Annotated in this window: 17 protein-coding genes and 3 tRNA genes; 13 read left to right on the forward strand and 7 right to left on the reverse strand. The window is 34.1% G+C overall.

All coding sequences use genetic code 11. The features are described 5' to 3' along the window. Positions 1-181: 181 nt before the first annotated feature. The 7 genes from K6T82_RS00645 to K6T82_RS00675 all read left to right on the forward strand — a co-directional run bounded on the left by K6T82_RS00645 (position 182) and on the right by K6T82_RS00675 (position 11242). Positions 182-1060, forward strand: a complete 879-nt coding sequence (locus K6T82_RS00645; RefSeq protein ID WP_223704097.1) for a helix-turn-helix domain-containing protein — start codon at positions 182-184, stop codon at positions 1058-1060. Between the two features lie 318 nt (positions 1061-1378). Continuing rightward, a complete protein-coding gene (locus K6T82_RS00650) occupies positions 1379-4570 on the forward strand; it encodes a SusC/RagA family TonB-linked outer membrane protein (protein WP_223704098.1) in 3192 nt (1063 codons plus the stop codon). Positions 4571-4581: 11 nt separating this feature from the next. Continuing rightward, a complete protein-coding gene (locus tag K6T82_RS00655) occupies positions 4582-6180 on the forward strand; it encodes a RagB/SusD family nutrient uptake outer membrane protein (RefSeq protein WP_223704099.1) in 1599 nt (532 codons plus the stop codon). 17 nt (positions 6181-6197) lie between these two features. Continuing rightward, entirely contained in the window at positions 6198-7253 is a 1056-nt protein-coding gene (locus K6T82_RS00660) for a hypothetical protein (RefSeq protein WP_223704100.1), read from the forward strand. An 85-nt stretch (positions 7254-7338) separates the two neighbouring features. Further along, positions 7339-8571 (forward strand): glycoside hydrolase family 27 protein, encoded by a 1233-nt coding sequence (locus K6T82_RS00665; protein WP_223704101.1) that lies wholly within the window; start codon positions 7339-7341, stop codon positions 8569-8571. A 12-nt stretch (positions 8572-8583) separates the two neighbouring features. Further along, positions 8584-9546 (forward strand): glycoside hydrolase family 5 protein, encoded by a 963-nt coding sequence (locus K6T82_RS00670; protein ID WP_223704102.1) that lies wholly within the window; start codon positions 8584-8586, stop codon positions 9544-9546. Between the two features lie 604 nt (positions 9547-10150). Next, positions 10151-11242 carry an outer membrane beta-barrel protein gene (locus K6T82_RS00675; RefSeq protein ID WP_223704103.1) on the forward strand — a complete coding sequence of 364 codons (1092 nt, stop codon included), beginning with the start codon at positions 10151-10153 and terminating at the stop codon, positions 11240-11242. Positions 11243-11572: 330 nt separating this feature from the next. Here K6T82_RS00675 and K6T82_RS00680 read toward each other — a convergent pair whose 3' ends face one another. The 5 genes from K6T82_RS00680 to K6T82_RS00700 form a co-directional block, all read right to left on the reverse strand. Beyond that, complete coding sequence (locus K6T82_RS00680) at positions 11573-12478, reverse strand: N-acetylmuramoyl-L-alanine amidase (RefSeq protein WP_223704104.1); 906 nt, start codon at positions 12476-12478, stop codon at positions 11573-11575. Positions 12479-12507: 29 nt separating this feature from the next. Then, positions 12508-13071 carry a hypothetical protein gene (locus tag K6T82_RS00685; RefSeq protein WP_223704105.1) on the reverse strand — a complete coding sequence of 188 codons (564 nt, stop codon included), beginning with the start codon at positions 13069-13071 and terminating at the stop codon, positions 12508-12510. Between the two features lie 41 nt (positions 13072-13112). Then, complete coding sequence (gene rimO, locus K6T82_RS00690; protein ID WP_223704106.1) at positions 13113-14426, reverse strand: 30S ribosomal protein S12 methylthiotransferase RimO; 1314 nt, start codon at positions 14424-14426, stop codon at positions 13113-13115. Between the two features lie 173 nt (positions 14427-14599). After that, entirely contained in the window at positions 14600-16099 is a 1500-nt protein-coding gene (locus tag K6T82_RS00695) for an OmpP1/FadL family transporter (protein WP_223704107.1), read from the reverse strand. Positions 16100-16140: 41 nt separating this feature from the next. Continuing rightward, positions 16141-17169 (reverse strand): hypothetical protein, encoded by a 1029-nt coding sequence (locus K6T82_RS00700; RefSeq protein ID WP_223704108.1) that lies wholly within the window; start codon positions 17167-17169, stop codon positions 16141-16143. 102 nt (positions 17170-17271) lie between these two features. On the opposite strand from K6T82_RS00700, the gene proS reads away from it, so the two are divergent. The 5 genes from proS to rpsT all read left to right on the forward strand — a co-directional run bounded on the left by proS (position 17272) and on the right by rpsT (position 19538). Next, the gene (proS, locus tag K6T82_RS00705) at positions 17272-18750 is read left to right on the forward strand and encodes a proline--tRNA ligase (RefSeq protein WP_223704109.1); all 1479 of its coding nucleotides are present in this window, start codon (positions 17272-17274) and stop codon (positions 18748-18750) included. 78 nt (positions 18751-18828) lie between these two features. Then, positions 18829-18900: transfer RNA gene (locus K6T82_RS00710), tRNA-Glu, on the forward strand. Between the two features lie 43 nt (positions 18901-18943). Continuing rightward, a tRNA-Glu gene (locus K6T82_RS00715) sits at positions 18944-19015 on the forward strand. Positions 19016-19058: 43 nt separating this feature from the next. After that, positions 19059-19130, forward strand: a tRNA-Glu gene (locus tag K6T82_RS00720). A gap of 156 nt (positions 19131-19286) precedes the next feature. Further along, a complete protein-coding gene (gene rpsT / locus K6T82_RS00725) occupies positions 19287-19538 on the forward strand; it encodes a 30S ribosomal protein S20 (protein ID WP_089052957.1) in 252 nt (83 codons plus the stop codon). Positions 19539-19699: 161 nt separating this feature from the next. On the opposite strand, the gene K6T82_RS00730 is transcribed toward rpsT, so the two are convergent. Both K6T82_RS00730 and K6T82_RS00735 read right to left on the reverse strand, forming a co-directional pair. After that, complete coding sequence (locus tag K6T82_RS00730) at positions 19700-20107, reverse strand: response regulator (RefSeq protein WP_223704110.1); 408 nt, start codon at positions 20105-20107, stop codon at positions 19700-19702. Between the two features lie 6 nt (positions 20108-20113). Then, positions 20114-21823 (reverse strand): PAS domain-containing sensor histidine kinase, encoded by a 1710-nt coding sequence (locus K6T82_RS00735; RefSeq protein WP_223704111.1) that lies wholly within the window; start codon positions 21821-21823, stop codon positions 20114-20116. Between the two features lie 168 nt (positions 21824-21991). On the opposite strand from K6T82_RS00735, the gene typA reads away from it, so the two are divergent. Further along, a complete protein-coding gene (typA, locus tag K6T82_RS00740) occupies positions 21992-23788 on the forward strand; it encodes a translational GTPase TypA (protein ID WP_223704112.1) in 1797 nt (598 codons plus the stop codon). Positions 23789-23865 lie beyond the last annotated feature (77 nt).

Here is a 23865-nt window from a genome sequence, read left to right on the forward strand (position 1 = left end):
TAAAAAGTTATTCAATTAAAAATGATTATTGATTATAATTAATGTTCTTTTTAAAGAAATGATAATTTGATTTTTCAAAGATAAACGGATGAATATCGTATAATTAATATTATTTTATCAATTATATATCATATTATTGCAGACAAAAAACAATATAGCTTTTCCGAAAATAGATTTTAAGATGAGTACTACAAAGAATTTTTATAGAGAAATTGCTCCGCTTGCTTCAAGTGACAGCTTTTTGGTTTTCGATCGTGTAAAAGACAGTTTCGATTTTCCTGTTCATTATCATCCAGAATTTGAAATTAATTTTATTATGAATGGCAAAGGTGTAAAACGAGTTGTTGGAGATAATATTGAAGAAATTGACAATGTTGAACTGGTTTTGATTGGCCCGAATTTATATCATGGTTGGGAACTCAATAAATGCACAAGTAAAAAGATTCACGAAATCACTATTCAGTTTCATAACGATTTGTTTCATGAGTCTTTGTTGTCAAGACGAATCATGAATCCGATTCGGGATATGTTTAACAGATCTATTCATGGAATTCTTTTTTCAAAAAAAACAGCTGAAGAATTGACGCCAAGGCTTGTAAGGCTTTCGAAATTGGATGGAATGGATTATTTTTTAGAAATTACTTCCTTGTTGTATGATTTGGCCAATTCTAGAAATCAACGTCTGCTTTCTACTTACACGGTAGACTATGATACTTTTGATGATTATGATAAAATGAAATTGGTTTACGAATATGTGCAGAAACATTTTGCGGAGAAAATCACTCTAGAAGATGTCGCAAATGTGGCAAGTATGTCTATTATTTCTTTTAATCGATTTATAAAAAAACGCACCGGAAAAACTTTTGTCAATTATATCAATGACATTCGAATTGGTTATGCTGCGCGTTGGTTGGTAGAAAAAGATATGAGTGTTTCAGAAGTTGCTTTTAAATCTGGGTTTAATAATATAGCCAATTTTAACCGCAGTTTCAAAGCAACTAAGAATTGCACTCCTAGTCAATATAGAGAAGATTTCTCTGGATTGAAACGTATTTTATAGTGATACTTTTTTGTCACAGATAAATATTATTTTTAACGAAAACGTTTGATTTTATTCATTTCGTTAGTTTTTATGTATGATTTAGGTTCTTTTAGAGTGTTGTAATTGCGAATAATTTAAAATTTATATCTTTTTATTTTGATATCTGTTTTTAAAATGGATTACAGTAAAAATATTATCATTAAATGATATAATATTATCGATTTGATAATTCGCAGTGTTATAGATTTGTTAAATAATTTGAAAGATAAAAATATCCAGGCTCCTTTTTATTTTTTGAATTAGCAATAAATACTTTAAACTAACCAAACATTTATTATGAAAAAACTAATGACTAACTTTATTCATTGGAAAGCTAACCACAGAGCAGTTCCTTTGATATTATTTTTGTTGCTGACAAGTAATTTTATTACGGCTCAGGTAAAAGTTTCAGGAACTGTTTCTGATGAAAAAGGACTATCAATTCCGGGTGCAAACATCTCGGTTGCAGGTTCTAAAGTGACGGTTTCTACGGACTTCGATGGAAAATACTCTATTGATGTTGCGCCAAATGCTACCTTATTATTCTCTTTTATCGGGTTTACCACACAGAAGGTTGCTGTAGAAGGTAAAAAGACAATCAATGTAATTTTAAAATCCAATGCCGAAGATCTAAAAGATGTAGTCGTAATTGGATACGGAACTCAAAAACGTAAAGATGTAAATAGTGCTATTTCTAGTATCGCTTCCAAAGATATTGAAAATCTTAAGCTTGCCTCTTTTGATCAGATGATGCAGGGAAAAGCGGCGGGGGTAGTCGTAAATAGTAACTCTGGAGAGCCAGGTAGTAATGTCTCTGTTAGAATTCGTGGAGTCTCTTCTTTGACTGGTACAAATGAGCCTTTGTACGTAATTGATGGTGTGCCGATTTCTGGAGATGCACGAAATTCTTCTACTTCGGGTAGAAATGCTGCTGGAGATTCTAACTTTTCCAACAACGGAAATATTACTGTAAGTCCACTGGCACTTATTAATCCAAGTGACATTGAGTCAATTGATATTTTAAAAGATGCTTCTGCAACAGCAATCTACGGTTCAAGAGGAGCAAATGGAGTTGTAATTGTGACAACAAAATCGGGAAGAAAAGGAACTGGAAAACTGACTTTCGAAAATTCATATTCTATTAGTAATCTACCTAAAAAATTGCCTTCGATGAACTTGCAGGAATATGCAACACATCAAAATGCTTTATCAAATGTTTATGATCCGTCTTCAAAACGTCCAGAATTTGCTCATCCTGAACTTTTAGGAAAAGGTACAGATTGGCAAGATGCTATTTATGAAACAGGATTAATGACTTCTAATCAATTATCTTTTTCAGGCGGGAAAGAAGGAATTAGCTATTATATCTCTGGAGGTGTTTTAAATCAAGAAGGTATCGTAATCGAATCTGGATTTAAAAGATACAATGTTAGAGCAAATATAGATGCTAGAGTAAATAGTTTTATTAAGGTTGGAATTAATGTAAGTGGAGCACTTACGGATGAAAAACTGACTTTAAACGGACAATTTAATGGTGTTGTGGCGACTTCGCTTTTGGCAACTCCAGATGTGGCAGTTAGAGAGTTAGATGGAGCTTTTGCTGGACCTACGAGCGGTCTTTCTTTTGTAAATCCTGTTGCTACATCTTTATTGGGGTCTAATACTTTAGTTAGAAAAAACTATTCTGGAAATTTTTATACACAAGTTGATATTCTTAAAGGTTTAGAATACCGTTTTGAAGCAGGTGGATATATTTATGATAATTTAGGACAGCGATTTGATCCGATGTATTCTTTGGGGAATGCTGTAAAGAGTTTTGCTAACTTATATTACAACCCATCTTCAGGTAATTCATGGAACTTAAAAAACATGCTTACTTACAGAAAAACTATTGACAAGCATAATTTTACCGTTTTAGCTGTTCAGGAATCCAATAGAGCACATTGGGAAGGTTATTCTATAGAAGGAAATGGATACAAAGATAACAGTAACCAAACTCTTGCGGGAGGTGATTTGACAAAAGCAGTTCTTAAAAGTACGTATTCTGGAACTCAAACTTTATCATCTTATTTAGGAAGGGTTGTTTATGATTATGGAGATAGATACGGTATTTCTGCCGCAGTAAGAACAGACGGATCTTCTAAGTTTTTCGTTGGAAACAAATGGGGAGTTTTTAGTTCTGCAAGTGGTTCATGGAAAATTTCTAATGAGTCTTTCATGGAAGGAACCAAAAAATATGTTGATAATATCAAGCTAAGATTTGGATGGGGGCAAACAGGAAACAATCAAATCGGAAATAATCTATACGATTCTAATCTTCACGTAGTGGTAAGTTCAATGGGAACTTCTTATCTTCCTTCAAACACTCCGAATAAAGATTTGAAATGGGAAACTCAAGATCAAACAAATTTAGGTTTAGATTTCACATTGTTTCAATCAAAATTTTCAGCATCGGTTGATGTTTATAAAAAAGTATCTAAAAACTTCTTGTATCAAGTTCCGTTGCCAAACTACCTTTCTGGTGGAGGTGATTACGAAGGAGGTGTGAATCCTCCATATTTTAACCTTGGAAGTATGCAGAATAAAGGTATCGAGATTACACTTGGATATCGTAACAAATTCTCAGAAAACTTCTCTTGGGACTCCAGTCTTAACTTTACCAAATATGAAAATAAAGTTACGGATATGGCAGGTTTGAATATCGTGAAATCAACCAATACACTTGCTTATAATACAGTAAGTGTTTCGAGAACAAAAGAAGGTCTTCCGATTGGTTCGTTTTTAGGATATGAGGCTGTAGGAATTTACAGAACAGACGAAGATTTGTTGAAATACGGACATGTTGACGCCTCAGGACAAAGAGTGGTTTTGAAAAACGGTACAAACTCTTTATTACCTGAATTTGTGAAAGGAGATGTAATTTATAAAGATTTGAATAATGATGGTAAGATTGACCAAAATGATTTAACGACAATTGGAAATCCGAACCCAAAATTCACTTACGGTTTTACTAATAACTTCAAATATAAAAATGTTGACTTGTCTATTTTTCTTCAAGGAACTGCAGGAAATAAATTGTTGAATTTAACTCGTGCATCTGGAACAATGAATAGTAATCTAGGAACAAATTATTTAACTGAAGCTGCAGATTTCTACTCTGCGACCAATTTAGATGGATCTTTGCCAACACCATCTAGTTATAATCATATTAATAATGCAGTTTCTAGCCGTATGGTCGAAAATGGTTCTTATCTAAGAATTCAGAACGTGACCTTAGGGTATTCACTTCCATCAGATATCATTTCAAAAATAAAATTATCAAGATTGAGAGTATATGCTTCTGGTCAGAACTTATTCACTTTTACCAAATATACAGGTTATGATCCAGAGGTAGGAGCTTATAATCAGGATGCATTAATGTCAGGAATTGATAATGGACGTTATCCTGTGCCAAGACTAATTTCTTTTGGTTTTAATGTTGAATTTTAATTAAAAATAATATGAAAAATATATATAAAAGAGGAAGCGTAGGTTTTATGGCTTTATTGATGTTGTTTTCATCCTCTTGTTCTCAAGATTTTATTGATGTTCCAGCAGAAGGTAATCCGACGATAGGAAGTTATTTTGATTCGGATCAAAAACTAGATAATGCAACCAACGGACTTTACGGTTTGGTTTGGTTTAATATGAATAAAGAAGGTTTTTATGGTATTACCGATGTTATTTCGGGCAATATGTATGCTGATATTTATAATGACTTTGGAAATTTTACAGATTTAAGTTTTACCAATACATCAAGATACATTTCAGATTCTTGGAGATCTTGCTTTGGAGCTATTGCAAATTCAAATGCTTATATCAGTAATTTGCCTCAAAGTGTCGGGCCAAATGTTAGTAAAGAAGCTTTGAACAATGCCTTGGGCGAATGCCATTTTATTAGAGCGTTTTCTTATTTTTTCTTGGTAAGATTATGGGGAAATGTGCCTATTATTGAAAACAATGCTGATTATTCTAAAAATTTTGTTATTCCAAGTAATCCAACGGAAGACGTTTATAAATTCATCGAAAATGATTTAAAATTTGCAATTGCTAATCTAAGAACAAAAAATAGAGGTTCCGATTATGCATCAAATGCTCACGTATCAAGCGGTTCTGCAAAAGCAATGCTTGCAAAAGTCTATTTATATCAAAAAAAATATGACTTAGCAAGACAAATGGCTCAGGAGGTAATTAACAGCGGAGAGTTTAAATTATTAGGAGGAGAAGAGCTTCCGGCTAGATCTTTTGCAGATTTATTTTTGCAAAAGAATAATAACAACGAAGAATCTATTTTTGCTTGGCAATGGACAGGAACTGGAGGGTATTTTGACGGAAACTTTACAAATACTTTGTTTGCTCCAGAAAACAGATTAGTAGAAACTACCTATTCAGGTCAGATTGCGCCATCTCAGGATTTAATTAAAAATGTTTTTGAAAATGGCGACAGAAGAAGAATCGAGACTTTTATGCTTCCAGGAGACTATTATCCTAATTTGACTTACGCTAAAACGTTAGATCTGGGAGCTCCAAAAATTTTAGGATATACTTTTGAGCTACAATACGAAGCACAGAAATCAGGAGCGGGACTTAAGAAATATGTTATCGGAAAAGAAAATCTGCCAATTACCGGAGCATTTAATCCTGTAAATAATGGAGAAAGCAGTATGAATAGCTACATGATGCGTTACGCTGAATTGCTGTTAATTCATGCAGAAGCAATTTTGGGCGGACAAACAGGAAGTACTTCAGATGCAAATGCGCTTAGATCTTACAACGCAGTTCGAAAAAGAGCAGGACTTCCGGTAAAAAGCGTCATCACATTTGATGATATATTTAAAGAAAGACGTGCAGAATTGGCTTGCGAAGGAGATTATTATTTTGACTTAGGACGTCTGCCTTTTGAAAAAGCTAAAGCAATTTTAGAAGCGCAAAATAGAGGAAATAGAGAAGTTGAAAAACATATTACCATTTCGGCAACCAACCTTTTACTGCCATATCCTGCTGATGACTTAACTAAAAATCCAAAATTAACAGAAGTAGCACCATATACTTTTAAATAATTTTAAAAATAGTAAACATGAAAAATTTAAAAATTGTTTCAATAGTAGCATGTTTGACATGGGTATTATCTCTAGTGTTTTTTACTTCATGCTCTAACGACGATAGTACAGATGTCTATACAGGAGCTCCTGTGATAGAGTCGGTAATGCCTTCTGGTTATAATCTTGATGGGAGTATTAAACCATTAGAGCCAACAAAATTAGTAGATCCGAAAAACTATTATGTTATTCACGGTAAAGGATTTCTAAATACAACAAAAGTTTATTTTAATGATTACGATACGTATTTCAAGTCCACTTTTGTAACCGATACCGATATTATTATTCTTGTCGACGAGAATACTCCTTATGCAAATGCTTCCAATAAATTAAAGGTTGTAACAAAGTCAGGAACAGCAGAGTTCGATTTGATGGTTGCGCCTCCAGTACCAACTTTCAGCGGATTCAATTATATCAACTGTGCAGAAGGAGATGAGGTAGTTATAAAAGGGAAGTATTTCTTAGATCCGATTGTTACATTGGCTAAAACGGATACGCAACCAGCTGTTCCTGTTCAGGTTGTATCGTCGACTTTGGAGCAAATCGTAGTAAAAATTCCAGCCAACGCTAATCATAGATATTTGGCAGTAGCTAATATTTCTGGAACAGCGGTTTCAAAAGAAGCTATTGGTACAGCATTATATGATGATAAATTATACGGAATGCAGTGGGGAGGACCTTGGGCAGGAAAAGGTGTGAATTTTGATTTTGCTGGAGATTCTTACCAAGGCGAAAAATCATGGCAATGGGAATTTGGACCTTGGGACGGTGGAAACTGGGGCTTCAATGTAGATATGGCTCCGTATAAAGCATTTAGAATTGCTGTAAAAGGTGCTAAAAATGGTCAGGTAAACTTTAATTTAAACGGCGGACCAAACTATGTAATTCCTGTAACCACAACATGGGTTTATATGGAAATTCCGCTAGATAAATTAGGTAATCCTTCAAGTTTGACAATGATTACTTTCCAAGAATCAAATAATGACGGTGGTAATACAGTATTGTTTGATGATTTAGGATTTGTATTAAAATAAGATTCTGTTTTGAGTTAGTTTGTGAGATGTTCCCTAGTTGAAAAATTAGGGAACATCTTTTTATAATAATTTAAGTTTTAATAAAATGAAAAAAATCGCTTTGTTACTTGCTTTAAGTATTTTCAATTTTAGTTTCGGCCAAGGAAATACGCATAAACAGCAAGCTGGAAAATTTGAAGGTTTTGCTATGACACCTCCAATGGGCTGGAATTCTTGGAATACTTTTGCAACTAATATTGATGAGAAACTGGTAAAAGAAACTGCCGATATTATGGTTTCTTCAGGTTTGGCAGCTGCTGGATATAATTATATAGTATTAGATGACGGATGGATGACGCACGAACGTGATGCAAACGGTGATCTAGTTCCAGATCCTGAAAAATTTCCAAGCGGTATGAAAGCGGTGATCGATTACGTTCATGCCAAAGGTTTAAAATTCGGATTATATAATTGTGCAGGAACAAAAACTTGTGCTGGTTATCCAGGAACAAGAGGTTACGAATATCAGGATGCGAGATTTTATGCAAAATTAGGAATAGATTTTCTAAAATACGATTGGTGCAATACGGAAGGAATTACAGCAAAAGAAGCCTATACTACAATGAGTAATGCGCTTAAAACAGCAGGAAGACCAATTGTGTTTAGTCTTTGTGAATGGGGAGACAATCAGCCTTGGGAATGGGGGAAACCAATTGGGAATCTTTGGAGAATTTCAGGAGATATTTATCCGTGTTTTGATTGCGAATTCAAACATCCGGAAAATTGGTCTTCGTGGGGATTCATGAAAATTGCCGATATGAGAAAAGATATCCGTAAATATTCTGGACCAGATCATTGGAATGATTTTGATATGATGGAAGTAGGAAATGAAATGAATGATACTGAAGATAAAACGCATTTTTCTATGTGGTGTATGTTGTCTTCGCCTTTATTTACTGGAAACGATTATAGAAAAATGTCAAAAGAAACTTTGGCAATCTTAACGAATAAAGAATTAATTGCTGTCAATCAGGATAAATTGGGAATTCAAGGTTTTAAATATGCTATTTTAGATGGGGTAGAAGTTTGGGTAAAACCGCTTTCAGATGGAGCTTGGGCAGTTAGTTTTGTAAATAAAGCAGAAACTTCAAAAAAAATAAATTTTGATTGGAAGAAAAACACGATCAAAGATGTCGATTTTGGCTATGAGGCTGATTTCAATAAAACAATTTTCAAAATAAAAGATCTTTGGAAAAACAAAGAAATCGGAAATACGAAAAAGACCTTTACTGCCGAAATAGCTTCGCACGATGTTATTACTTTAAAATTAATTCCCTAAAAGTTGTATTTTATGAAACCAAAGTTTTGGTATGCCGCTTTTTTCTTTTTTATGATGGCAAATGTTTCTAAAGCACAGTTTGTAAAGAAACATGGTCAATTAAATGTTCAAGGAACGCAACTTGTCGATAAAAATAATAATCCAATAGTATTACGCGGCTTAAGTTTTGGCTGGCATAGTTTGTGGCCAAGATTTTATAATGAAAGAGCAGTTAGCTGGTTAAAAAAAGATTTTAATTGTAATGTCGTCCGTGCAGCAATGGGCGTTGAGCTAGGAGATCATTCGTATATAAATGATCCAGAGTTTTCTAAAGAAAAAGTAGAAGCTGTTATAAAGGGGGCAATTAAATCTGATATATATGTAATTATCGATTGGCACAGTCATAATGTTAATCTGAAAGCAGCGAAAGTTTTTTTTGCTGAGATGTCAAAAAAATATGCCAAGTATCCTAATATTATATATGAAGTTTTTAATGAGCCGGATTATGAAACTTGGTCGGAAGTAAAAAGCTATTCGGAGGAGATAATTAGAGTCATTCGAGAAAACGATCCTAATAATATTATTTTGGTTGGATGTCCACATTGGGATCAGGATATCGATCGTCCAGCCGAAGATCCGATTGTAGGTTATACTAATATAATGTATACTATGCACTTTTATGCAGCAACTCACGGAAAAGAATTACGAGATCGTACAGATGCTGCTATTAAAAGTGGTTTGCCAGTTTTTATTTCAGAATCAGCCGGAATGGAAGCTTCGGGTGATGGTCCACTAAACTACAAAGCTTGGCAGGAATATATCGACTGGATGGAATCTAAAAAGTTAAGCTGGATTACCTGGTCGGTTTCTGATAAAGATGAAACCTGCTCTATTTTGAAAAAATCAGCAAGTTCCGAAGGAAAGTGGAAAGATGAAGATTTAAAAGAGTCCGGAATTAAAATACGTGAGTTTTTAAGAAAGTACAACAAAGAGTAAAAAGTATTTTATTTATTTTTTGAAAAAGCCTGTTCCTGTAAAGAACAGGCTTTTTCATTTTTACTAGTATTTCTATGTGAAATGGCATTAGGAGTTTTAGTGCTTAAAACAATTTATATGACTTTATTTTTGTAGGAATTTTTTCTTGTAAATATTTGAGTTGATTTTCTTTTTTAAGGATTTTAAAGTATCGGCTTTTTTATTTTATTTTATTATTACCCCCTAAAAAAATAGGGGTGTTGTGTTTTTTAAGTTTGTTTTTAAGATTCTTTACTGATTTTTTGTAGTATTTTTTACTTTTACCTATGTTTATTTTGTTTAAAATGGTAAAATTATGTTATTGAATTTTCAAAAACAATAATCTATAAATATCAAATAATGATTATTGGAAGGTTAATTTTTGTAATCCGTAATTCTTTGCGTAAAACGTCAAAAAAGTAGTTTTGGATTATTCTGATGATACAAAAGTTAATAAATTCGCTAAAGAAAATGATGATGATTTGAGGAGATTAAAAGGTTTTAGAAATGACTTATACTATTAAAGTAGCTATATAAAAGATTAACTAACCAGAATCAATTTAATAACTAAAAACCAATTTAAAACATGAAAAAAGCATTTTACATTTTAACCGCCATGTTAACGAGTTCTTTTGCCTTTGCCCAAGAAGATGAAACTGCAAGCCCTCCAGCAACCACTTGGGGAGGTTCTGCCGATGCATATTATAAATATGATTTTTCAAAACAAATGAATGGATTAACGAGCTTTACCAACTCTCAGAATTCATTCGAACTAGGAATGGCATCGATAGAAGCAGGACATACTTTCGGAAAAGCGTCTGTATTCGTTGATTTGGGTTTCGGAAAAAGAGCAGCAGAATTTTCATATAACGAAACGCCTGATAAAGATGCAAGTGCAAAATTTTTAATTAAACAATTATTTTTTACCTATAATGTAACCGAAGAATTTAAGTTTGTAGCAGGTAGTTTCGGAACTCACATAGGTTATGAGGTTTTAGATGCTGTCGATAACAAAAACTACAGTATGTCGTATGCTTTCTCTTATGGACCATTTTTTAATACAGGTTTGAAAGCACAATATACTTCAGGAAAATTTACTGCGATGTTAGGACTTACAAACCCGACAGATTTTAAATCTGCAATGGATGCGGGTTCTTATCAAAAAACATTCATCGGACAAGTTGGGTATATTGGAGATACAGGAAGTGCATACCTTAATTTTACAACAGGAAGTAGTAATCCAATACCAGGAAGTACAATTCCGGTTTCAGATGAAAACAAAACACAATTTGATTTAACGGCTTCTAAAACAATCAGCGATAGTTTTGCTCTTGGTTTAAATGCAACTTATGCTAAAACTAAAAATGATTTTGACAGCACTTTAGATGGAGAATGGTTTTCTATCGTAGGATATGCTAACTACTCATTCAGCTCTTCATTGCTTTTAGCATACAGAATGGAATATTTTGATGCAAAAGATGCCGCTCCAAGTCTTGGAACTTTAGCTGGATCTAGTGTTTTTGCTAATACCGTTTCTTTGAACTTTAAAGTTGGAAAATTGACAATTATTCCTGAGCTAAGATACGATGCAGCATCAGAAGATATTTTCTTAGATAAAGATGTAATGCCAACAGGAGGAAACTTCTACGGATTAATTGCTACAACATACTCTTTCTAGAGACAAAGATTGATATTTTTTTTTTTTTTTTGGAGCTGTCGAAACATACTAATGTTTTGGCAGCTTTTTTATTTGTTTCAGGTTTCGAGTTTCAGGTTTCAGGTTTCAAGTTTCAAGTTTCGGGTTTTAGATTAGATACTTCTATTTTCTTTTTTCTTGTCTCTTTCTTCTTGTCTTTTTCTTCTCTTCTCTTTCTTCTTTTTAAGCTTTTTGCGTTTTCCATAGAGGTACACCGAAGAGCATCTTCTTGCGGATAATTTGCCTATGAAAACAAAAAAGCGTTTCTAAATTAATAGAAACGCTTTTTTGTTTTAATTTATTTAAGGTTATTTACTGAACCTGTTTTTTATAAATCGAATAAATAGTATCGATTGTTTTTCTGTCTAAAACCGAAGTTGCATCAGTTTGGATATAATGCAATTTAAATGCCTGAATTGCTGCGGTTAAATTTTTAGTATTGTAACCTATAATTCTGAGTGCAGGTTCAATTTTAAAATCGAATGGCGCTGGTTCCAAAATTTCGTCAGGCCAGATTCCAAATCCTTTTTCTGCCAAGGTTTTCCATGGAAATAGAGCACTTGGATCTTGTTTTCGACCCGGCGCGATATCAGCATGACCTAGAAAGTTTTGAGTTGGAATATTATAGTCTTTTTTCAATTTAGTTAGTAAGGCAACTAAACTGCTGATTTGCGCTTCTGTAAAAGGCTTAAAACCATTATTATCCAATTCAATTCCGATAGAACAGGAGTTGAGGTCTGTTGTTTTTCCCCAAGTTGAATTTCCTGCATGCCAAGCTCTCAAATAGTCGTTAAGCATTTGAACTACTTTTCCGTTTTCAGAAATGACATAATGAGCGCTGACTTGTGTTTTTGTTTTCGTGAAAGTGCTGATCGTTTGCTGAAGAGAATCTTGCGCAGTATGATGTATAATTACAAAACTAGGTTTTCTCAAATTAAAATTCACGGTACCAATCCATTCTGTATTGATTCCGTTCGTTAAATAAAGAGACCCTGTTTTTGATAAAGTATCTTTTATAATGCCAAGTTGTTGTGCGTAAGAAGTGTCAATAACAAGTGGATTCACCGCTGGAATTGGTTTTGCTTCTTTATTGGTAATTTGGCTTTCTAAAGTTTTTAACTGTTGGTCATAAGCTTTTTCCGTATTCTTATACGGATTTGTAGAACATGCGCTGATTGCAACAGCTAAAATCAGATAACAAAAAAGCTTTTTTGTCATAATTCGTTGTTTTTTATAAGTTTAAACGATTATTCTGAGATTTTCGTATCTGTATTTTCTTTTACTTCTTTGTTATCTTTAGAATCTTTATCTTTTCCTTTCTTCTTTTTCGTTTTCTTTACTTCTTTTAAAGTATCCATGAAAGTTTTGTACTTGTCAATTTGATCCGGATTTAAGAATGCGTTGATCTTTTTGTCGGTACTTTCTCTTAAAGCTTTAATTTGCTCAATTTTTTGATCCTGGCTACTGCTTTCGTTTTTCAGCAAAATACCTTGTTCTCTGATACTTTCTGCTAAAACATTTGAAATTGCAATAGCTTGAAGTTCGTCAAGATTTACTTGTGGTTTCATTTGTTCAACAACCATTGCCGCTGTTTCTTCAGGAGGTGTTTCTTTAGGTTTGCTTGGTGTGCCTTGTTGTTGTCCACCCATCATACTTCTATCCATCCCCATTCCGCCGCCTCTTCCGTAGCCATTGCCATAACCGTTTCCGTAACCGCCGTAACCGTTATTGTAGCCTCCTCCATACTGTGCAGAAGCAGTGAAGCATACTAGGCTAAAAGCTAAAATAAATAAAGTCTGAATTGGTTTCATAAAAGTATTTTTTCTAAGATTAACAATTGTCCAGCGTAAATTTAAGCAGGTTCTCCGTATAAATCAAATTCTGTTGCTTCAATTATTTTTATATTAACAAATTCTCCTGTTTTTACATAATGTTTAGAGGCATCTATTAAAACTTCATTGTCAACATCTGGGCTGTCAAATTCAGTTCGACCAACAAAATGAGCACCTTCTTTTCTGTCAATGATGCATCTGAATACTTTACCGACTTTTTCCTGATTCAAGTCCCAAGAAATTTGAGATTGTAGTTCCATAATTTCATTGGCTCTTGCTTGTTTTACATCATCAGGTACATTGTCTTCCAGTAAGTAAGCGTGAGTATTTTCTTCGTGAGAATAAGCAAAACATCCCATTCTGTCAAACTTCATTTCCTGAACGAAATCCTTCAGAATTTCAAAATCTTCCTGAGTTTCACCAGGATAACCAACAATTAAAGTCGTTCTAATTGCTATTCCAGGAACAGCAGCACGGAAGTCTTTTAATAATTGTGTGGTTTTTGCTTGAGTTGTACCACGACGCATTGATTTCAAAATAGAATCTGAAATATGTTGAAGCGGGATATCGATATAATTACAAATTTTAGGTTCGCGTTTCATTAATTCCAAAACGTCCATAGGGAAACCAGTTGGATAAGCATAATGCAAACGAATCCATTCAATTCCTTCTACTTTTGCTAATTCTTCTAAAAGTTCGGCAAGATTTCTCTTTTTGTAAAGATCAAGTCCGTAATAAGTTAAGTCCTGAGCGATTAAAATCAATTCTTTAACGCCATTTTTTGCTAATCCTTGAGCTTCTTTTACTAATTTTTCAATTGGCTGAGAAACGTGCGAACCTCTCATTAAAGGAATCGCGCAAAAACTACAAGGTCTGTCGCAACCTTCGGCAATTTTTAAATAAGCATAGTTTTTTGGAGTTGTAGTTAAACGCTCTCCAAGTAATTCGTGCTTATAGTCAGCTCCTAAAGCTTTTAATAATTGAGGTAATTCTGTTGTTCCAAAATATTGATCGACATTTGGAATTTCTTTTTCTAAATCCGGTCTGTAACGTTCAGACAAGCATCCTGTTACAAAAACTTTATCAACTATTCCTCTGTCTTTTTTGTCAGCATATTCCAAAATCATGTTTACTGACTCAGCTTTTGCATTATCAATAAAACCACAAGTGTTGATTACAATAATGTTTCCTTCTTTTTCTGCAGGCGCTTCGTGTTCAACTTCTTTTCCATTAGCACGCAGTTGCCCCATAAGGACTTCACTGTCATAAACATTTTTTGAACACCCAAGAGTGATTACGTTAATTTTGTTCTTTTTTAAAGACTTGGTTCTCATACTTTTATAAATTGGAGTGCAAAATTACACTTTTTTTATTCAAACAACACTAGTTTGTAGTTTGTTTTAGTTGTTTTTTATGAAGTTGATGCGTTGAAAAAGCTTAAAATCAATAAAAAAAAATCCGTCAGATAAAATCTGACGGAAATTTTCATTCATCTATTTAATTTTAATTACAATGCGAATAATAATGTAAGTGTTACATTGTTTAATTTTGAGCTAATGTTTGCTCCGTCTGTAAAGCCTGTATTAAAAAATCCTTGGTTTGATTTTCTTTCTAAATAAGAATAAGCTAAGTCAACTTTTGTTCCTCCGAAATCATATCCTAAGCCTCCAGAATAACTCGTTAGATCGCCAATGGTAGTTCCGTTTTTATATGGGCTTCCTTCAAAACGATATCCTCCTCGTAAACTCAATTGTTTGATTTTGTATTCTCCTCCAATCCTAAGCTCACCTGTGCTGGTTAAATTGTTGCTTATATCATTGTTAACTTCTCTGAATCCAGGATCGTTAGTTGGTTTGAATTTTGCATTTCCATAGTTTTTTACAGCATAGTCGATGCTTAATAATCCTGATTTTCCAAAGATGTAAGATGCACTAAAGGTCCATTTGTCAGGAGTTTGTAATTTATAAGGTTCGTATACATTTATAATGTTAGGGTTAACCGAGTGGTCGGTTGAACTGCTTGCGCTTTCTGTTGTACTGTATAAGCTTTGTGAAACTTCATCGTATAATTCATACCAAGTATTAGATTCATATGCTAAACCAACTCTAAATGAATCAGTTATTTTTCCTATTGCACCCAATTGGAAAGAGAATCCGTTTCCGTAAGTGTAAAGTTCGTTGTTGAAACGTAGGTTAGAAATTGTTTCGTTGGCCTGTAGAGGGTTGTTGTTGTATTCGTAAAAACTTGAAGTTCTTCTAAAATCTGTTACGTGAATATTTAAATTTGCTCCAAAATATAACCTGTCTTTGTAAGAGGTGGAGATGTTGAAACTTGCTTTGCTATTATATCCTCTAGTGTATATTTCATTTTCTTGATGATAATTTCCTCCTGCCGGTACATTTGAAGTGTATTGCGTATTGTTGTCGTTGTCTGCAACAGGGTTGATTACATATCCGTCATAACCATAAAAGGCTTGTTGTTCTCTATATGTAAGTTGGTCGTAAGGAATGTTTGAAATATCTCCTAGCGGAATGCCATTGGCAAAAGCTAGAAAATACCCATCTACTGAATTGGTTGGGTTTGTTCCTGCAGAAAACGTTCTGCTATTGAAGTTATTAGTGTTTTCGTATGTTGCACCAATTGCTATTTTGTTCCATCCGTTATTTGGGTTTCTATCTGTAAAAACAAAAACACCACCTGCTTGATTTAAAGTAAAGGAATTTTCTTTGTCTGAAGTTTGAGTGCCAAAATAATTAGAATTGTTTTTAATATTCTGATTGCTAAAAGATACTCCGACTTGATTGGTGTTGAAAATTGATGAACCAGCTGGGTTAACGCTCAAAGAAGATAAATCTCCGCCGACAGCTCCAAAGGCGCCTCCCATTGCTCTAAATCGAGCGGTACCTGTTAAGTTGTCTTGAGAATAACGCAAAGCATCTGAAATGTCCTGAGAATATGACGCGCTGACAGTTAGTCCTGTTATGAGTAGGAAAAGTATTTTTTTCATTTGGAATAAGTTTTTAGTATGAATTTAGTTTGAAGGAAGAATTATCTTCTTCCTCCTCCGCCGCCAGATCTCATTCCGCCGCCGCCGCCGCCAGATGATCTCATGCTTCCGCCTCCGCCACTATTGTTCATTGAACGAGATGGGCTAGGAGTATAACTTCTCGATGGACTACTATTGTTGCTAGGAGTGTAGCTTCTATTTGTAGTACCGTTGCTGTTGTTGTTGTATGATCTTCTATTGCTGTAAGTGCTGTAGTCAGAACCGTTAGTGGTTGATCTTCTATTTGTAAATGTAGGACTTGACGTTCTTCCGTTTACTGTAGAAGTTCTTCTGAAATCAGTATAGCCATTGCTAGATCTGTTTGTTGTGTAATTTCTGTTTGTGGTATAACTGCTTCTGTTGGTAGAGTAGCTTCGGTTAGAAGTGTAGTTTCTGTTCGTTGCGTATCCTCTGTTAGAAGTGTAGTTTCTGTTGTAGCCGTAGTTTCTTCCGCTGTAATATGCTGCAGAACCTCTTCTTCCGTAAGAATAATTGTAGTTATTGTAAGAGTAGTATCCGCCTCCCCAGTAACCTGGGTATCCCCAGCCGCCACCCCAGTAGCCTGGGTAGCCCCATCCTGCATAGCCTCCCCATCCGTAGTAAGGGTAGCCCCATCCATAACCCCATCCGTAATATGGGTAACCCCAGCCGCCCATTCCAAAACCGAATGACCATGTTGGGTCAGAATATACATTTACTGAAACTTCAGAATTACTGCTTCCCCATGCAGGATAGCCTACTGATGCGGTTTGAGTACTATCGTTTTCTGCATAATTAGTGTAGTTGTCAACGTCTGTAAAAATTTCCGTTGGCTGATTGTCGTCTTGTAAAGATCTGAAGTAGTCTTTATATTGATTGTTAGTGCCGTTTGAATTAGACTGCACGTAGCTGTTTGATGAATTACCATAAACACCATCATTGTCATGATAAGATGAATTTTGGTAAGAACCACACGACGCTAGCAATAAACTCAATAATCCAATTAAGTAAAAATGATTAGAGTTTTGGCGAATAGAAATGTTAGTTTTCATATCTGTGGTGTTTTTTATTGTTGCACATTACAAAAATAGTTAGTTTTGTCAAACTATTTAGTTAAAATTATTTAAAACAAAATTTGTGCCAAACTATATAATATGAGTAAGAACCTCACTACAAGATCAGAAGATTATTCGAAATGGTATAACGAGCTGGTTGTTAAGGCGGATCTAGCTGAAAATTCAGGAGTTAGAGGCTGTATGGTGATCAAACCGTACGGATATGCTATTTGGGAAAAAATGGAAGCTGAGTTAGATCGTATGTTCAAAGAAACTGGACATCAAAATGCGTATTTTCCGTTATTCGTGCCGAAGAGCATGTTTGAGGCGGAAGAGACGAATGCAGAAGGATTTGCAAAAGAATGTGCTGTTGTAACGCATTACAGATTAAAAAATGACGAAGATAGACCTGGAAAACTAATGGTTGATCCAAATGCAAAGCTAGAAGAGGAGCTTATCGTTCGTCCTACAAGTGAAGCAATTATCTGGTCTACATATAAAGGATGGGTGCAATCTTACAGAGATTTGCCTTTACTTATTAATCAATGGGCGAATGTAGTACGTTGGGAAATGCGTACTCGTTTGTTTTTAAGAACTGCAGAATTTTTATGGCAGGAAGGGCATACTGCTCACGCTACAAAAGCTGAGGCTATTGAAGAGTCTGAGAAAATGATGAACGTTTATGCTGATTTTGCTGAAAACTTTATGGCTATTCCGGTTGTAAAAGGTATTAAAACAGAAACAGAACGTTTTGCAGGTGCAGATGAAACTTATTGTATTGAAGCATTAATGCAGGATGGAAAAGCATTGCAGGCTGGAACTTCTCACTTTTTAGGTCAGAATTTTGCAAAAGCATTTGATGTGAAGTTTGCTAATGCAGAAGGAAAGCAGGAACATGTTTGGGGGACGTCTTGGGGAGTTTCTACTCGTTTGATGGGAGCTTTGATTATGACGCATTCTGATGATCAAGGTTTGGTTCTTCCTCCAAATTTAGCACCTATTCAGGTTGTAATTGTTCCGATTCATAAAACAGATGAGCAATTAGCAGAGATTACAACTGCAGTTAATGAATTGACAGCTAAATTAAGAAAGCTGAAAATTTCAGTAAAATATGATGACAGAACAACTCAAAAGCCAGGATTTAAATTTGCTGAGTGGGAATTGAAAGGTGTTCCTGTTAGAATTGCAGTTGGACCAAAAGATCTTGAAAACGGAACTTTTGAAGTAGCAAGACGTGATAATTTGTCAAAAGAGGTTGTGGCTGCGGAGAAAATCGTTGATTATGTTAATGATCTATTAGAACAGATTCAAAGTGATTTATTTGCTAAAGCACTAGATTATCGTAATTCACATGTTACTGAAGTAAATAATTTTGAGGAGTTTAAGGAAGTTTTAGAAGGTAAAGGAGGATTTATTTCTGCTCATTGGGACGGAACTGCCGAAACGGAAGAAAAGATAAAAGATTTGACAAAAGCTACAATTCGCTGCATCCCTTTGAGTGCTGTTGAAGAGGCTGGAAGCTGTGTGTTTACTGGGAATCCTTCTTCTAAGAGGGTGCTTTTTGCGAAGGCATATTAAAAAAATATATTTTTTTTTGCTTCAACTATTGTGCAACTAAAAAATAGATGTATCTTTGCATCCGCAATACAGAAGCGCGGTCCGTTCGTCTATCGGTTAGGACGCCAGGTTTTCATCCTGGTAAGGGGGGTTCGATTCCCCCACGGACTACAAGTTTTTTTACATATTGAAAATTTCCAAATACGGAAAATTAGGTCCGTTCGTCTATCGGTTAGGACGCCAGGTTTTCATCCTGGTAAGGGGGGTTCGATTCCCCCACGGACTACAAATTTCAATTTTATTAAATTGAAGAGAACTTAGAAGAAATCGGTCTGTTCGTCTAGGGGTTAGGACTCCAGGCTTTCGTCCTGGTAACAGGGGTTCGATTCCCTTACAGACTACAAAAATTAGTTGTAAATAAGTTTTGTAAAATAAAAATTGGTGTCTCGGTTTTTATTTTATTAGTTAAAACCAAAGTGATTTGTTTTATAATTGTGGGAGGTTTTTCTTTTTTAACTAGTATTTATAATAATTATTACATCTAAAATTAAAAGAAAATGGCAAATCATAAGTCAGCATTAAAAAGAATCAGAAGTAACGAAAAAAGAAGAGTTCTTAACAGATATCAGCATAAAACTACTCGTAATGCTATCAAAGCGTTAAGATTAGCTACTGATAAATCTGATGCTACTGCAAAATTATCAACTGTAATCTCTATGATTGATAAATTAGCTAAAAAGAACATCATTCATGATAATAAAGCTTCTAACTTGAAGTCTAAATTAACAAAACACGTTGCTAAATTGTAATTAAAAACAATTTACAAAATATATAAAAGTCCTCTTTTGAGGACTTTTTTTGTTTTAACGCTAAAGGTGAATTTTAGAGAAAAAATAAATCCCAAACCTCAATATCTTTAAATTGGGATTTGGGATTTGTTTTTTAAATAGGTTAAATAATGAAATTGCTTTTAAAGATTTATCTTCTTTTTAAGATATTCCAGCATTTGCTGTGTGATTGGTTTCGAAAGAAAATCAATTATAATAGGGTATTTTTTTGCCTTTGCAAGATCCTCAGGGTCAATAGTTGAAGATAAAACAATTACTGGTGCAGAGTTGAATTCATTGTAGTCCGGTGAGGTAAAGTGATCTAAGAATTCCCAACCACCCATTATCGGCATGTTTAAATCTAAAAAAATAAGTTCGGGTTTTCTTCGATTTTTGTCATTCGTATATTTTAAGGTGTTGAAATGATGTAGTGCTTCTTCACCGTTTTGAGCTGTGATAATTTCATGTGAAAATGAAGATTTTGAAATTACTTTTTTGCATAACATTAATGTGATGGGATCATCGTCAATGCATAAAATCTGCTCAAGCATAATAATTTAGTTTTTAAATGTTATTGTAAATGTGGTTCCTTTATTGACTTCACTTTCGATGGAAATAATTCCTCCCATTGTTTCTACCTGCGATTTTACAAGATAAAGACCCAATCCTTTGCTGTCTGGATAATTGTGGAATCTCTGGTATAATCCAAATATCTTATCTCGGTTTCTTTCCAAATCAATTCCTATACCGTTGTCTTTAAAGGTTATTATTGCTTTGTTGTCAATTTGTTCAGCGGTTATGGAAATTTTTAGTTTTCTGTTTTCAGATTTGTATTTTATTGAGTTTGTAAGTAGATTGAGTAAAATGCTTTCGATGTAAGCTTTATTTGTAATCAATTGTGGTAGTCTGTCAAACTTGAGTTTGATAATAGGTTTGTGTAGTTCAATTTGAAAAGATAATTGACTGAATACATTTTCGAAAACCTCTTTTAATGACACTTCCTCTTTTTGCATGGAAGGATTGTCTTTTATAATGATGACTTTTACTAAGTCATTAATTGTTTCGTTTAATAAGTGAGTAGATTTAGTGAATCCGGCCAGAATTTCCTGTAATTCCTCATTTTCAATAGGAATATCTTCTGTTAGATTCAGTAGTCCTATTAAATTGGATAAAGGCGCTCTCAGGTTGTGAGAAGTTATGTATGAGAATTGCTTAAGGTCTTTGTTGTTTTGAGTCAATTCTCGAATAAGATGTTCTTTTTCTGTTTCTAATTTTTTTTCATCGGTAATATCTCTTTGTATCGAAATCCAATGTGAAATTATATTTTCGTTATTAAAAATTGGAATCATAGAAAAACGTACCCAGTATTCTTCTTTGTTTTTGGTGTACGTAATAGTTTCAATTAAGCATTCTTCTTCGTTTTTTATTGCCTTTAGAAGTTTTTTTAATTCTTCTGAATCAGAGTTAGGTCCTTTGAAGATATTAGCTGATTTTCCGATAATTTCATTGGATTGATAACCGGACATTTGTGAAAATGCAGGATTTACATATACTATTTTAGGAATTTTTCCGTCTGGTGAATTAGCTTCTGTAATTAAAATAGAATCTTTGGATTGTGTAATTACTGTTTCTAGTAATTTTAAACGCTGTTCTTCTTCTTTTTGTTTGGTGATGTCCTGAATGGCTCCAATCATTCTGATTGCTCTTCCTTTTTCATCTTTTAGTAAAAATCCTCTGTCCAAAACATATTTGTAAGTTCCGTCTGCACATCTGAAGCGATATTGATCTTGCCAGTTTTGCGTTTTTTGTTCGATAAAAGAATATAGTTTTATTGACATTCGAATACTGTCTTCAGGATGTATTTTGTCGAACCACCATTTTGAGCTTTTGCCGACTTCTTTTGGGTTGTATCCAAAAACGCTTTCTATTCCTTTGTTCCAGTTTATGCTGTCTTCCTGTATTTTCCAGTCCCAAATGGTGTCGCTCGTCGCTTTTGCTACGATGTCATACTTTTCATTTGATTCTTTTATTTCTTCGTTAGTTTTGTTTAACTTTTCAAAAATGCTAATATTTCTTTTCTCATTTTTTGCAAGGATTAAGCTGAAAAAAAGTCCGCTTATTAAAATGAAAAAAATGTCTTTTAAGAGCGATAGATACAGGTTTTCAGACGAAGAAAAGTAAGGGATAAGCAATTGATGACATATAATTGCCATAATTATCGAGAGGATGATGTAGATAAGAGTAATTTGGAGGGTTTTACTTTTCATTACTCCAAATATAGTTAAATTAACTATAACTAAACATATGTTAATGTCAATTTAAGGGCTATATTTTGATGTTTTGTATTAACTAATTGATTGTATATACGCAAACTATGTTCGAAACGTTTTTTTTTACAAAATAAAGTGTACCTTTGCGCCCATTAAAAATCACAGATGGAATCTATTAGAAACATTGCAATTATTGCCCACGTCGATCACGGTAAAACCACTTTGGTTGATAAAATTATGTATCACTGTCAATTATTTCGTGAAAACGAAAACACAGGTGATTTAATCCTAGATAATAATGATTTAGAGCGTGAGAGAGGTATTACTATTACTTCTAAAAACGTTTCTGTTCAATATAAAGGAACAAAAATCAATATTATCGATACTCCAGGCCACGCCGATTTTGGAGGTGAAGTAGAACGTGTATTGAACATGGCCGATGGTGTATGTTTATTAGTTGATGCTTTTGAAGGTCCAATGCCACAAACTCGTTTCGTTTTGCAAAAAGCGATCGATTTAGGATTGAAACCTTGCGTAGTTATCAATAAAGTAGATAAAGAAAACTGTACTCCGGAAGAAGTTCACGAAAAAGTTTTTGACTTGATGTTTGAATTAGGAGCTACTGAAGAGCAATTAGACTTCCCAGCGGTTTACGGTTCAGCAAAAAACAACTGGATGTCTGAGGACTGGAAAGTTCAAACACAAAATATTGAGCCATTGTTAGATATGGTTATCGCAAATGTTCCTGCACCAAAAGTATCAGAAGGAACTCCTCAAATGTTGATTACTTCTTTAGATTTCTCTTCATTTACAGGTCGTATCGCTATCGGACGTCTTGAAAGAGGCACTTTAAAAGAAGGTATGCCGATTTCTTTGGTAAAAAGAGATGGGAAAATCATAAAATCTAGAATTAAAGAATTACACACTTTTGAAGGTTTAGGCCGTAGAAAAGTAGAAGAAGTTGTTGCTGGTGATATTTGTGCTGTTGTAGGTATTGAAGGTTTTGAAATTGGTGATACTATCGCTGACTTCGAAAATCCTGAAGCTTTACAAACTATTGCAATTGATGAGCCAACAATGAGTATGTTGTTTACAATTAACGATTCTCCTTTCTTTGGTAAAGAAGGTAAATTCGTTACTTCTAGACATATTCGTGAGAGATTAACAAAAGAGTTAGAGAAAAACTTAGCAATGAAAGTTGGTGAGACTGACTCTGCTGATAAATTTATGGTTTTTGGTCGTGGTGTACTTCACTTGTCAGTTCTTATTGAAACAATGAGAAGAGAAGGGTATGAGCTTCAAATTGGTCAGCCACAGGTTATCATCAAAGAAGTTGATGGTGTTAAATGTGAGCCAATTGAGGAATTAACTATCGACTTGCCAGAAAACCTTTCAGGTAGAGCAGTTGAATTCGTAACTATCCGTAAAGGAGAAATGCTTTCTATGGAAGGTAAAGGGGAGCGTATGATTATTAAATTCAACATTCCATCTCGTGGAATTATCGGTTTAAGAAATCAATTGCTTACTGCTACGGCTGGTGAGGCTATTATGGCACACCGTTTTATTGGGTACGAACCATACAAAGGAGAAATTCCTGGACGTAACAACGGTTCATTAATCTCTATGGAAAACGGAAAAGCTATTCCTTACTCTATCGATAAATTACAAGATCGTGGTAAATTCTTCGTTGATCCTAACGAGGATATCTATGAAGGTCAAGTAATTGGAGAAAACACTCGTAGCGACGATATGACTGTTAACGTTACTAAAACGAAAAAACTTTCTAACGTACGTTCTTCTGGAGCTGATGATAAAGCTAGAATTATTCCTGCTATCAAATTCTCTTTAGAAGAAGCTTTAGAGTATATCCAGAAAGATGAGTATGTTGAAGTTACTCCAAAATCTTTACGTTTAAGAAAAATTTACTTAAGCGAAACAGATAGAAAGAGATATAAAATCTAATAAGATTAATTTTCAATATAAGAAATCCCAAATTCCAATTAAGGAGTTTGGGATTCTTTTTTTATTTTAATAAAATC

The organism is Flavobacterium potami (assembly GCF_020026915.1).
GTDB lineage: Bacteria > Bacteroidota > Bacteroidia > Flavobacteriales > Flavobacteriaceae > Flavobacterium > Flavobacterium potami.

What these genes read in the sequence shown, in the direction of transcription:
- K6T82_RS00665 (WP_223704101.1), top strand. Translation starts at nt 7,339, where the DNA reads ATGAAAAAAATCGCTTTGTTACTTGCTTTAAGTATTTTCAATTTTAGT.
- rpsT (WP_089052957.1), top strand. Translation starts at nt 19,287, where the DNA reads ATGGCAAATCATAAGTCAGCATTAAAAAGAATCAGAAGTAACGAAAAA.
- K6T82_RS00645 (WP_223704097.1), top strand. Translation starts at nt 182, where the DNA reads ATGAGTACTACAAAGAATTTTTATAGAGAAATTGCTCCGCTTGCTTCA.
- rimO (WP_223704106.1), bottom strand. Translation starts at nt 14,426, where the DNA reads ATGAGAACCAAGTCTTTAAAAAAGAACAAAATTAACGTAATCACTCTT.
- K6T82_RS00660 (WP_223704100.1), top strand. Translation starts at nt 6,198, where the DNA reads ATGAAAAATTTAAAAATTGTTTCAATAGTAGCATGTTTGACATGGGTA.
- K6T82_RS00680 (WP_223704104.1), bottom strand. Translation starts at nt 12,478, where the DNA reads ATGACAAAAAAGCTTTTTTGTTATCTGATTTTAGCTGTTGCAATCAGC.
- typA (WP_223704112.1), top strand. Translation starts at nt 21,992, where the DNA reads ATGGAATCTATTAGAAACATTGCAATTATTGCCCACGTCGATCACGGT.
- K6T82_RS00730 (WP_223704110.1), bottom strand. Translation starts at nt 20,107, where the DNA reads ATGCTTGAGCAGATTTTATGCATTGACGATGATCCCATCACATTAATG.
- K6T82_RS00655 (WP_223704099.1), top strand. Translation starts at nt 4,582, where the DNA reads ATGAAAAATATATATAAAAGAGGAAGCGTAGGTTTTATGGCTTTATTG.
- proS (WP_223704109.1), top strand. Translation starts at nt 17,272, where the DNA reads ATGAGTAAGAACCTCACTACAAGATCAGAAGATTATTCGAAATGGTAT.
- K6T82_RS00650 (WP_223704098.1), top strand. Translation starts at nt 1,379, where the DNA reads ATGAAAAAACTAATGACTAACTTTATTCATTGGAAAGCTAACCACAGA.
- K6T82_RS00700 (WP_223704108.1), bottom strand. Translation starts at nt 17,169, where the DNA reads ATGAAAACTAACATTTCTATTCGCCAAAACTCTAATCATTTTTACTTA.
- K6T82_RS00685 (WP_223704105.1), bottom strand. Translation starts at nt 13,071, where the DNA reads ATGAAACCAATTCAGACTTTATTTATTTTAGCTTTTAGCCTAGTATGC.
- K6T82_RS00670 (WP_223704102.1), top strand. Translation starts at nt 8,584, where the DNA reads ATGAAACCAAAGTTTTGGTATGCCGCTTTTTTCTTTTTTATGATGGCA.
- K6T82_RS00695 (WP_223704107.1), bottom strand. Translation starts at nt 16,099, where the DNA reads ATGAAAAAAATACTTTTCCTACTCATAACAGGACTAACTGTCAGCGCG.
- K6T82_RS00675 (WP_223704103.1), top strand. Translation starts at nt 10,151, where the DNA reads ATGAAAAAAGCATTTTACATTTTAACCGCCATGTTAACGAGTTCTTTT.
- K6T82_RS00735 (WP_223704111.1), bottom strand. Translation starts at nt 21,823, where the DNA reads ATGAAAAGTAAAACCCTCCAAATTACTCTTATCTACATCATCCTCTCG.